The 11,869-nt window shown below is 57.2% G+C and carries 10 protein-coding genes; all 10 read left to right on the top strand.

Features of this window, described 5'->3' with window-relative positions:
* The first annotated feature begins 1 nt into the window (after nucleotide 1).
* The 10 genes from I2I05_RS08585 (at nucleotide 2) to I2I05_RS08540 (ending at nucleotide 11,850) form a co-directional block, all read left to right on the top strand.
* Nucleotides 2-1,420 (top strand): hypothetical protein, encoded by a 1,419-nt coding sequence (locus tag I2I05_RS08585; RefSeq protein ID WP_196281825.1) that lies wholly within the window; start codon nucleotides 2-4, stop codon nucleotides 1,418-1,420.
* Nucleotides 1,421-4,096: a hypothetical protein gene (locus I2I05_RS08580; protein WP_196281824.1), complete on the top strand. Its 2,676-nt coding sequence runs from the start codon at nucleotides 1,421-1,423 to the stop codon at nucleotides 4,094-4,096.
* A gap of 78 nt (nucleotides 4,097-4,174) precedes the next feature.
* Nucleotides 4,175-6,988, top strand: coding sequence for a hypothetical protein (locus I2I05_RS08575; protein ID WP_196281823.1), 2,814 nt, complete (start codon nucleotides 4,175-4,177; stop codon nucleotides 6,986-6,988).
* Nucleotides 6,989-7,006: 18 nt separating this feature from the next.
* Nucleotides 7,007-7,672 carry a hypothetical protein gene (locus I2I05_RS08570; RefSeq protein WP_196281822.1) on the top strand — a complete coding sequence of 222 codons (666 nt, stop codon included), beginning with the start codon at nucleotides 7,007-7,009 and terminating at the stop codon, nucleotides 7,670-7,672.
* Nucleotides 7,665-8,306 carry a hypothetical protein gene (locus tag I2I05_RS08565; RefSeq protein WP_196281821.1) on the top strand — a complete coding sequence of 214 codons (642 nt, stop codon included), beginning with the start codon at nucleotides 7,665-7,667 and terminating at the stop codon, nucleotides 8,304-8,306. The genes I2I05_RS08570 and I2I05_RS08565 overlap by 8 nt, the downstream gene beginning before the upstream one ends.
* Before the next feature lie 110 nt (nucleotides 8,307-8,416).
* Entirely contained in the window at nucleotides 8,417-8,959 is a 543-nt protein-coding gene (locus tag I2I05_RS08560; protein ID WP_196281820.1) for a hypothetical protein, read from the top strand.
* A gap of 23 nt (nucleotides 8,960-8,982) precedes the next feature.
* Nucleotides 8,983-9,912 (top strand): hypothetical protein, encoded by a 930-nt coding sequence (locus tag I2I05_RS08555; protein WP_196281819.1) that lies wholly within the window; start codon nucleotides 8,983-8,985, stop codon nucleotides 9,910-9,912.
* Nucleotides 9,913-10,001: 89 nt separating this feature from the next.
* The gene (locus I2I05_RS08550; protein ID WP_196281818.1) at nucleotides 10,002-10,553 is read left to right on the top strand and encodes a hypothetical protein; all 552 of its coding nucleotides are present in this window, start codon (nucleotides 10,002-10,004) and stop codon (nucleotides 10,551-10,553) included.
* 97 nt (nucleotides 10,554-10,650) lie between these two features.
* Nucleotides 10,651-10,938 carry a hypothetical protein gene (locus tag I2I05_RS08545; protein ID WP_196281817.1) on the top strand — a complete coding sequence of 96 codons (288 nt, stop codon included), beginning with the start codon at nucleotides 10,651-10,653 and terminating at the stop codon, nucleotides 10,936-10,938.
* A gap of 6 nt (nucleotides 10,939-10,944) precedes the next feature.
* Nucleotides 10,945-11,850, top strand: a complete 906-nt coding sequence (locus I2I05_RS08540; RefSeq protein WP_196281816.1) for a hypothetical protein — start codon at nucleotides 10,945-10,947, stop codon at nucleotides 11,848-11,850.
* Nucleotides 11,851-11,869: the final 19 nt, after the last annotated feature.

The raw sequence follows: 11,869 nt of genomic DNA, 5'->3' as shown, positions 1-11,869 counted from the left end.
AATGCCTATCAATACCACATTATCCATCACCGTCAGCCTGAACGGGAACTCCGCCACGGTCAACGTGCTCGGCGCGAAATCGGGCGCGACTCGGGCATTTACGATGACCACGCCGGACGGCACGTTCACTTCCCAGACGACCAACGTGTTCGCCACGCTCAGCAACGGCAGCCACGTCGCCACCGTCGTGGAAACCGACGCCATCGACGGCACCGAGACCACGGTTGAAAAAGCCTTTGCCGTCAACGTGCCGCCTGCGCCGTCGATGACCTTCCAACAAGCACCGGCCTTTCTGAACGCGGTGTATAATCCCATGCCGGTGGTGCTTCGGGCCGCGCCGTATGCCATCGGCGACCTGTTTTACGTCGAAGTCTGGTCCACGCCCGGCAAGGCCGTCCACCCGGTTAACAATAGTCCGGAACGGGCCGTGCTGCTGCAAACCCTGCGCAGCAACGGCGATGGCCTGGGGACCGCAAGCTTCGATATCAGCGGCGTGTTGCAATCCAGCTTCGAAGCCGGTGGCGCGTACGTTCCCGGCCTGAGCACCGCCTTCCAGAAAGACGAGACTTGTTACCAAGGCTTCTTCGTGCGTTGCGGCATCATCCGATTCGACGCCGCCAACAAGGAAATCAAGACTCAACTGCTGAGCACCAACGTCCAATTTGCGCTTCGTGCCGCCTTCCCGCTGGCAACAACCGCTTCATTAACGCGCTATTTTTATACCGGTGACGACACGATTCCCTTCCTGACCAACTTGCCGTATGCCGCCCGGCGCAAGCGCAGCGAACCGACGTTGCTCGGCTTGTTTGCGCCGCTAGCCGACACCGCCAGCCTGAACCTGAACGCCGAGCTGGTGTTCCGGGACGGGACCAGCGAAGTCGTGGCCCTGGCTGGAAACCAGACCGCCAGCGGTGGCGTGTACCTCTTCACCGTAATGGCGAAAAACTTCCAAGGCCACCCGAAATACGACCAGTTGAAACGGTTCTCGGTTTGGGTGAACCAAACCCCAATTGACGGCACCGCCTTCCGCCTGTCGGACACCTTGGAAATCACCGTGGAAGACGACGTGGACCAGCCGGTGACCGTGCTCTTCATGAACCGCAAAGGCACGTGGGACAGCCTGCACTTCAACCGGGACACCGACACGACCATCAAGCTCAAGTCCTTGGCCTTCGCCAACGGGTACGGCCAACGAACCTATCAAGTCAGCACCGACACCACCCTGACCTATTACTCGGGATGGCTGACCGCCGACGAATACGAATGGCTCAAGGACCTGATGACGAGTCCCGTCCTGTACATCAACGGTTCCTATTACCGCCAAGAAGACGCCACGTTCGAAAAGACCACGCGCCTGGGTTTGTTCACCATCGAATTGAACGTCAAACCCGCTAATGAAGAAAACACCATCAAGCTGTAAATGAGCACCATCGAATTAATCTTCAACCAGAACCAGAGCGCCGACCTAAGCAATGAATTGAAATTTATTCTCGACAAGGTGGTGAGTGAATTCCGGGACCCGTTGAAGAAAACCGGCATCAAGTCGCAGCCGTTGACCTTGCCCTATACGGAAAAGAACAACGCCATTTTCTTCCACGAGCAAGACAAACAGGTGCTCGGCAAATTCCGGCGCACTTATCCCGTGCGCTTGGTGAAAAACGGTCAGACGCTCGTCACCGGGGAATTTCTGCACCAAGCCAACGGCGGTTCCGGTTTCGAAGGTGCTGTGGGCGAACGCGGGCAAGGCTCGGTGACCTTGAAGCTCGGCGACTTGCTCGGCACCAAAAAGCTGAAAGAACTCAAAAGCCTGACGCCTATAGATTTCACCGGCCACGCGTATGTGGTTGATTCCTGGAACAACACCGTGGCCTATCCGGACGCGGAAATTTGCTTCCCGTACGTGCTGCCAAGCCTGAGCCACTTGAAGACCGGCAAGGTGACGCATTACGAAGACTTAGGCATCAGCCACTTCGCTGCGGCCGTGCTCAAAGCCGTTTTCGCCGACGCCGGTTACCAAGTCGAAGGCGACATTTTCACCAACGCCACTTTCCAGAAGCTGGTCTTGCTTTACTCGGATGGCGGCGACCAGAAATGGAATTACGGGCGCTTGCTGCCAATGTCCGCCACTTGTCCCCTCAGCTTTCTGGGCAACAGCGGCGAAGGCGTGGTGGACAAAATCATTGACCGGGACACCGATTACGTCTTTGTCATGTCTTATCCCTTCCAGGCGGGCAGCGGCGACGCGGCCGGATGCCTGGACGACGGCGTGTACTCATCCAAGTTCAGTGGCCTGTACACCATGAGCATCCGCGCCGAAGTCGTGACGACCAAAATCACCACGGAAGTACAGCCTTCGACAAGCTTCGCCGTGCTGCGCAGCATCGGCGGCAACGAGTACATTCCCGACCAGCTCTTGCCGCAGGCGGGAACCTTTGACACCGCGCCCGTGCTGGCTCAACTCGACCGGGACACCCTGCTGGTCGGCGGCACCGCAGGCGAAGCCCTGGAAGGCACGGTTCGTCTGCAAGCCGACCAGCAATACGTCGTTCAGCGGTACGTCAGCATCCCAAAATCAGCGGGCGCGGCCAACACCTTCTTTCTGTACAATCCAGACGGCGGTCAGTGGAACATCACCGACGTTAACGCACCGCTGGCCCTGAATCCCGCCTTGTTCTTGCCCGACCTGGCCCAGACCGAGTTCGTGGACGCCGTTTTCAAACTCTTCAACCTGTACTATTTGTTGAACCAGAACGAAAAAGTCGTCACCCTGGTCACCCGCGATGATTTCTTCCAAGAAACCATCAGCGACGTCGTGGACCTGACGCCGTACCTGGACGTCAACGACCTGCGCGAAACCCCGTTGTCGGCGAAGGAAATCGGGCAGACCTATTTGAACTGGGCCGGTGATGACGCGGACCTGTTGTTAAAGCAAACCGATTACATGTCGGACGTTAACGGCATCCAACCGGAAGAAAGCACTAAGCTGCCGTTCGCGCCCCTGGGCTTTTTGCGTGTTCCCTTCAACCTCGGCACCCTGGACACGCCCAATGTCGGATTCGACCTGATTCCCGCCATCCTGCCGCCGTCCGACGCCGACGACGCCAGCTTGCTGGATGATACCAACGCGGTGACCGCTGGTGGCTCGTGGGTTCCGCGCCTGTGCCTGTACCACGGCAACAATTGGCTGACCGAGCAATCCGCCTTCAAGGTATCAATGGGAAAGTATATTGCCCCGGTACCCGACTTCATCGGCGGATACACGCCCGGCTATTACGAATTCTTGACGCTGCCTCCCAAACTGGGCTTCTTTGACTATTCGCATCAACCCGCGTTCGAAGTCGTGGAAGACACCACCCTTCGCACTTTCGCCTTGGTCAAGTCAGTCAACGAAACTATCTACGCTAACCCGAACGAATTCTTCCTAGTCAACACGGCCACCGCCGACCTGGACGCCGTATCATTAGCGACCAATATCAACGATGATGTCAACCCACGGGGCTTCTTCTTTCAACTGTACAGCAACGACCTGTTGATTGGCAACTTGTCGCATTACCTGGAAGGCGTGGGACGCATGAACGAAACCTTGTTCCAACGGCTGACCGGACGGCAGGTCCTGCGGTTGTCGTCGGACCTGTACTTGCTGGAATCCATCAAGAACTTCGACCTGAACCGCAACTCGGCGCAGTACAAAATTTACAAACTCGTTGCCAACAGCGGCGCGGCGGGCGTGGACTTGGTTCGGTACACGAGCACCCAAACCCACACCGCCACCTGTGGCACGGGCCTCATCGGCACAGTTACCAAGGCCGCAACCAGAAGTTCATATATCAGCATCGAAGACGCTGTTAATAAAGCTGCTATATCAGCCCGTGAATTAGCGGAATCCCTGCTCATTTGTTACGTGGACACCAGCCAACAGACCTGGACGCGGACCGCCACCCATGTCGCCACCTGCGGTGGTGGGTACACCGGCAACGACAGCGCCGGAACCGGCACCTATACGTCCAGTATCAGCGAACAAGACGCCATCAACCAAGCGACTGCGCTGGCGGTGGCGGACGCCGAGTCCCGGTTGCAATGCGACCTGATTGAATAGGGCCGTGCGCCCGCTTTGCCTGGAAATCTTATTTGAAAGCGATGGTCACCCGCCGTCGTTTTCAAGCAAGACTCATTCATGGCAACCACCACCCGTACGCTAAGCCTAAATATTCAAGGCGTCCAGCAAAACATCACCTCCATCGGCCAACTGCAAACAGCGGTATCGACCTTGGAGAACGACTTGAACAACGCCACCTTCGGCAGCGCCGAGTTCATTCGCCTGACGGAAGAAACGCGTCGGGCGAACGTGGCGTTGGCGGCATTTCAAGCTCAAACCCAAGCCACGGCGCAGGCCGCGAACCAAGCCGGGCAAAGTGCTCAGCAAATGGGCGGCGACTTCGATGCCGCCTTTGGGTTAGGCTCCTTGGCCGCTGGCGAAACCGGCGAAGCCCTGGGAAAACTGCAAGGCGGATTCAGCGCGGTAAAATCCGGACTCGACACCGTGGGCAAAGGCTTCGGCACCCTGAAAGGAGCCATCGCCAGCACCGGCATCGGCATCCTATTGCTGGCGTTCGGGGCCTTGGTCACCTATTTCACCCAAACCCAAGCCGGGATTGATTTCATCAACCGGAAGACCGCCGCGCTGCAAGCCGTTTTCAGCCTCGTCAGCGAGAAGGTGGCGCAGTTCGGCAAGTTCCTATTCGACGCGTTTTCCAATCCCAAAAAGAGCCTGGAAGACCTTGTTGATGCCATCCAGAACAACTTGGTCAACCGCCTGAAATCCTTCACGGTCATCCTGGACGGCATCCGCAACGCGGACTTCACCAAGGTCGTGGACGGCGTGGCGCAGTTTGCCACCGGCATCACCGACGCCACCGCCAAAGCCCGTGGCCTGGGAAATGCCATGTTAGCCTTCGGTCAGCAAGCCAGCGCTGCCGCCAGTGAAGGCGAACGCATCGCCGACGTTACCCGGCAAATCGCCGTGGCCGAACGCGAACTCGGCGTTGCCAAAGCCGAATCCGAAGCTCGGATTGCCAAGTTGAAGCTGGATGCCGCCAACACCGAGAAAGGCAACGGCGAACGCCTGAAAGCGGCGCAGGAAGCCGCTGCCTTGGAGAACAAATTCATCACCGCCGCCATCGGCCTGCAAGACCGTAAAATTGCCAACCTGCTAGCCGAACAGAAGCTCAAGAAAAACTTGACCGCCGAAGACCGAGACGCGGAAGCTGAATTGCGTAAACAACGCGCCGAGACCCAAAAAGCTTCGCTGGACGTCCAAAACGAGTTGCAAGCCACCTTGCTCGGCATCCGGGCCGAAGCCAAAGCGAAACGGGAAGCCGACGCTGCCGCCGAAAAGGCCACGAGCGAGAAAAACGCCGCCGACCGCAAAGCCCTGACTGAGAAAATGGTGGCCGATGAACAAGCGGCGCGGGCCATCGGGTTCGACAACCAAAAAGTTCAGCTTGCCGCCGAGCTGGAAGCCGTAGAAAGCGGCAGCCGGGCCGCGTTGGATATCATCAAGCGTCAAAAAGCGCTGGAAACCGTGCTGGCGCTGCAAGCCATCGACGACAAATACCAGAAGGCCGGGGAGAAAGAAAAAGCCGCTTTACTGACGCAAAAAGCACTGGTCACGGCCGAAGGCAACCGCCTGCAAACCAAACTGGATACCGACTTCGCCAAGAACCAGGTGCTCGTGGACGCCGGTAACGCCAAAGCCCGTGCCGATGTGAAGCTGGCGGGCCTCAAAGAAGGCAACGCCGCTTATTACGACGCGCTGCTGGACCAGCAAGCCGCCGAAGAAGCCTTGGCCCTGGGCCAGCTCGGCACCGATGTTAAGAACGAAGACGCCCGCACCCTGGTACGCGCCAACGGCGTCGCCGCCCGCCAGAAAATCGTTGAATCCGCCACCGCTGCGCTCCGCGAATTCAACCTGGGGACTTCGATTCTGAGCAAAGTCTTCGGCGTGGACCGGGAAAGCGTGGATAAAACCAAGCAAGCCTTGGCGGCATCCTTCACCGGGGCCTTGGCGCTGGGCATGGAATACCTGGCTAGCGCCAACGAAGCCCGTTCTGCCGCCCTCGAAGCCCAACAGAAGGAAAACGACGACTTGTTGGAAGCCGCAAAGAGTGCTTCGGACGACCTGAAAACTCAGTTGAATGACTCTGCTTCCCGCGTGGACGAGCTGGAATCCAGTCTCAAAGGCACCCGTGGCATCGAACGCCAAGCTATCCTGGACCAATTGGAAGAGGAACGCAAGCGCAACGCCGCCATCGCCAAGGACAAACAGAAGGAAGACGGCCGGATACGCCAAGCCGAAGCCCAAAAGCTTGAGCTGGAAAAGAAGAAAACGGCCGAACAAGAAAAGCAGGCCAAACAACAGCAAGTGATGAACGCGCTGCAAGCGGTCAGTGCCGCCTTGGGTGCCACGGAAGTCGCTGTATCCTCGGTTAAAGCCATTGCCAAGGCCGGGGAAGGCGGCAAGTTCGGCTTCGATAACATCGCCTATATCCTGGCGGCGACGCTGGCGATGGCGGGCGCGTTCCAGGCGGTCAAAACCGCAGCCAAAGGATTCGCCGCAGGAGGTTTCACCGGCATCGGGTCATACGAACGCGACCACACCGGGCATCGGGTGGCGGGCGTCGTCCACGAAGGCGAATGGGTGGCTCCGAAGTGGATGGTTGAATCGCCCAAGTTCCAAACCTCAATTCATCAATTGGAAGCAGCTCGGTCCACCGGTAACGGGTACGCGGCCGGTGGCTTCGGGCAACCGCCGGTCAACACCACCGCAGGCACCGCCAACATGGACGCCTTCCTGGCGATGCAAGCCGAACTTATCTCTTTACGGAAGGACACCATCGCCCTCGCCAGCCGTCCGAGTCAATTCGTGGTCACCCAATACGATGACCACGTGACGAAGAACACCGAAATCAACGACTATTTCCTTGGTTAACTCCATCACTATCCTCCTATGAAATTACCCATTTACGAACTAGAAATCAACGACGACGATGCCAGCGGCATCGACTTGATATCCCTGGTAAAAAATCCCGCCATGCAAGTCCAGGCGGTTCGCCTATCCGAAGACGAGCCGCGCCCGGTGGCGCTGCAAACCAACGCCATGAAACGTCACCTGACGTCGGCGGTCATCATTCCCGACAAGCTCATTTACCGCAACGACGAGCACCACGGCGAATATTACGTCAAATTCACCGTGGACGCCGCCGAGCGAATTGCCAACAAGTTCATGGGACAAGGCCAATTGCACTTGAGCAACAAGAACCACGTGCAAGCCGACAAGGTAAAGGCCCGATTGATTGAATTCTGGCGTATCACCGACGCCAAGATGGACAAGGCCGTGGCGCTCGGCTTCACGGGCCTGCCAGCCGGGACCGTGATGGCGACGTACTTCGTGGAAGACCCAGCGTTCTGGAACGATGAAGTCATGACCGGCAACATCGACGGATTCAGCCTGGAAGGTTTGTTCGGCGAAGTCTTAGTCCAAGCCAGCAAGCAACTCGGCGCGGACGACATTATCGCCGTGCTGGACGCCTGGACGCCGATTCACGACGCACTGGACGCCCTCATGTTGGACCTAACCGGAGACAGTGACAACGGTGACGGCCACCATGTTTAACCGCAGCTTATTCTTCGCCTTAGTGGCTGCCGTGGCGCTCGTGCTGGTTCAATGTTCCCGCCTGAGCACCTTGCAATCCCAACACGCCCAAACGACTTCCGCGCTGCTGGCGGCGCAGGACACCGCCCGTCATTACCAAGACCAGTACGGGCGCTCCGTGGTGGAAAAACGCGGCATTGAAGCCGACATGAAGACGCTGAATAACGCCTTCAACATCCTGAGCAAAAACCAACAAGCGCTGGTCCAGGACCTCAAATCCTTGCCTAAAGCCGAAAGCAAGCGACTGGCCTCGGCCACGAGCATTGTCCAGCACGTCGCCGTCGTGCGCCACGTCAACATCGATTCTGCGGCCCTGAGTCGCCACGACTGGTCCCTAGCCTCCGATAGCCTTCGGTACCGGATACGTGCGCGTGGCGACACCCTGTACATCGATTCCCTGACGATTCCGAACCGCTTACTTGTCACTCATTACCGGGACCAGAAGGACGTTCTGCATATCACCGCTAGAAACACGAATCCTTTGATTCACAACCAGGACGTCGATGCCGTGATTCCACCCGCCAAGAAGCGCAAGTGGCGAACTGTCTGGACCCTATTGGCGGGCGCAATCGTCGGCGTCCTGGCATCGCGCTAATCGTCTTCCGTCAAGCTTCAAATCAACCGCCTCACGGCGGTTTTTTTTGGGTCCATACGATTTTTTGGGTCCGACTTATTTGATGGTGATAATAGATATCATCCCATTAAATGAAAGATACCACTGAAAAAAGCACGTCAGCCTTGACCAAACTCAAAGCGATGGCGAAAGCGATTCTTTCAATGGATGCCGAAGTGGAAGTAAAACTGTCCGAGTACAAAACGAAGGACGGCGAAGCTATCAGCGTTAACGACGACACGCAGGAAACCGCAACTCCAGATGGTGAATACACCTTGGAAGACGGTTCGACGCTGGTCATCAAAGACGGCAAAATGGAAAGCTTGACTCCCGCCAAGGCGGAAGACGAAGTACCCGTGGAGACCGCAGACGAAGCACCTATTGAAGCACCTGTTGCCAGCGATGACCTCGCCGTTGAAAACGAATCCCTGAAAGCGGAAATCGAAGCCTTGAAAGCCGAGCTGGAAGCCTTGAAAGCCACCGCCACGGAGCTATCCCAAACCACTGCCGACTTGAAGACCAAGTTGAGCGAAATCCAGGCCAAACCAGCCGATAAAAAGACGGTGCTCAGCGTCCAGGACGCACCCACCAAACCGACGACAGTCGCCGAACGCGCTGCCGCCATGTACAAATAATAGCTAGATAACAGTCTTATACAATGGCATTTGAATCAATTAACGTAAACTATGTTGGCCGTGACGCCAAAGCATACATCAGCCGCGCCACCCTCGGTGCTAAATCAATTGCCGGTGGTTACGTAACCCCGCAAACTAACGTCTCGGTCCCCACCTCGATTTCGGTACTGGAAGTCGGTCAAGACCTTATCCAAGCGTACAGCTCGGACTTCGTTGCCAAAGGCGGTTACACCCTGTCGCAGCGCATGTTGGTGCCAAAGCACCTGATGATTAACATCGAACTGGACAAGCAAATCTTGCTCTCTTCCTGGGAAGCCGACAAGATGAAGGCCGGGGCCATGAACAAAGACATTCCGGACGACTTTTTCGCGTACGTAACGTCTAAAATCGAAGAGTCGGCGAACATGCAAGTGGAAGCCAACTTGTGGCGCGGTGCTTACAACGTTGCTGGCGGATATACCCAAAAGTTCGACGGGTACCTGACTTTGGCCGCTGCCAGTGGTTCGACCGCCGTGAAGGTGACCGGTACCGAAGGTGCCACACTGAGCAAGGCGAACATTAAGGCCGCGCTGGCGAAAGCGTACGAATCCGCACCGGACGAAATCAGCGAAAAAGAAGGTTTCAAGCTGTACGTGTCGCCCGGTACCGCCAAAGCTTACCGCATGTCGCTCGGCGATTACGAGAACCAATCGACCGTGGGCCGCAAGCCGCTGGACTTTGAAGGCATCGAAGTGGTTCCGACCGCTGGCATTGTCAACAAGAACATCATCGTGGGCACGACCATCGACAACCTCATCTTCGGTACCGACCTCGTGTCCGACCTGAACGCTTTCGCCGTGAAGGACATGTTCGAATCCACGCTGGAACAGAAAATCCGCGTCCGTGCCGAAATGTTCGCTTGCGCCAACTTCGCCTTCGGGGAAGAATTCGTCCTTTACACCGCTGGTGCTTAATAACTTATAAAGAAGTTGATTCCGAAAAATGGCGGTCCACATGCCGCCATTTTTCGGAATCACTCTCCTCTTTAAAATTACATATCAATATGGCTAATTTTCTAACCAGCGGCATCGGTAACACGTCCGCCAGCACCTTCGAAATGGGTGGCCTGAATTTCTTGGGTTTGCTCCCGTACAAGGATTTCGTGGGCAAACACGCCGTCGTACAAGGCACGGAATCCAATAGCGTCATCGCCATCAGCGGCATGAGCTTGACCACGGACCACAAGTTTGTGGAAATTGGGTTTGTCGAAGGTCAAGCGTCTTATACCGACGCGTACACGCCTTCCAATACGAAGCGCTTCATGGAATTGACCCTGAACGCCACCGTGGATACCAGCGGCAAGGAAGCAATTGACCGCGTTCACAACCTGTTGCTGCAACGCAAAGTCGTGGCCCTGGTTCAGCGCAAGAACGGCAAGTGGTACGTCCTTGGTCAATCCGATGGCCTGGTCCCTGCGCCGGGCAACGCCAACAGCGGCGCGGCCCGTGGCGACGACAGCGGCATCACGTTGTCCTTCACGGGTGGTAACCGGGGCTTCGCGGCCGAAGTGACCATGACCGATATCGAAATCGAAGCCGTAATCGACCGTCTCTAATCGACGTCATCCAGTTTGAAACCAGCCATCTGTCCATTCGACGGGTGGCTTTTTTCATACCGGTACAGGCACGGGGCCGCGCTCTTATTTGAAACTGATGATGACGCTATACACCCACACCGACATGTTGCTTCAACTGCACAAGTCCACCGCCACACTGGACGCCTCGGCCGCTTGCGAAGTCCGGATTGTGTCCGCCTTTGGGGGTGATACCGAAGTCGTGGCAACGGCGCAGGTCCAGACTTTGAAGCACTGCTATATCCTTACCCTGCCTGCGGGCATCAGCGTCGGCAGCACCAAAGCCGTGCTCAGCATCCGCCAGAACGACGCCGTGGTGTACACGACTAGCATCGATATCATCGCCACCACTTCCCTTTCCGCTTAATCACCCATGAATTCCTTCCTCCAAAACGGCCTGGACAACCGCCCGGTCCTGAGCCTGACCGGCGCTCGTTGCGTTCTGTTGGTTAACCGCAACGCGGTCATCGACGTGGCACCGAGCACGGACGACGTAATGGTGCTCGATGACGTGTATCTCGTCACCGGAACCAAGTGGAACCTCTTCAACGAGCCGGAAAACCTGTCCTTCACCTGCGAACCGGCGTTTTCGCCCGCTGGTACGGTGTACAACGTCAGCATCGGCTTCACGGCCACGATTCTGACCAGTGCTAAGTCGCAGCTCTTCCGCAGCATGGCGAAAACCAAGCTGACCGGCGTGGTCCAGGACAAAAACAACCGGTGGTGGCTCGTGGGGGCCGAACAAGCCCTCAGCCTCGTGGAAGCGCCCCGTCGCATCGACCAGGACGTGAACCAATACACCGTTAAAATCACCGGGACGCAGCTCGTGGACGCCCGCCAAATGTCGCAAACTTGGGTATCGGCGCTGACCGACGCCAGCTTCACGGACATGGTGGACGCCATCGACGGCGGAACCAGCTTGGTCGTACTCGGAGCCGACGCCAACGGCAACAGCGGTGGCGGCACGACCATCTTCCTGGGTAACAACTTCCAGAACACCATCACGAGTCCGCCAAGCGGATACGTCATCCCGAGCACCATCGGAATGGTGTTCGCCAACTCCGGAACCGTGGTCAACCTGCCTGCCAACGCCCTGGTCGGGCAACAGCATACGGTCAAGGATTTCAGCGGTGGCGCTTACATGGCGTCCATCACCATCAACGGCAACGGCCACGCCATCGACGGCAGCCCTGGGCCGGTCAAAATCAGCACCGAGTACGGGGCCATGACCTTCACCTATGCCGATTCCGGCTGGATGACCAACGCCTTCGTGAACTAAGAAAAATATTAGTCAGCCA

Origin of the sequence: Hymenobacter jeongseonensis, assembly GCF_015694725.1 — a bacterium.
GTDB classification, from domain to species: domain Bacteria; phylum Bacteroidota; class Bacteroidia; order Cytophagales; family Hymenobacteraceae; genus Hymenobacter; species Hymenobacter jeongseonensis.
The sequence above is the reverse complement of the archived record's forward strand: the minus strand, read 5'-3'. Positions and strand labels throughout refer to the sequence as shown.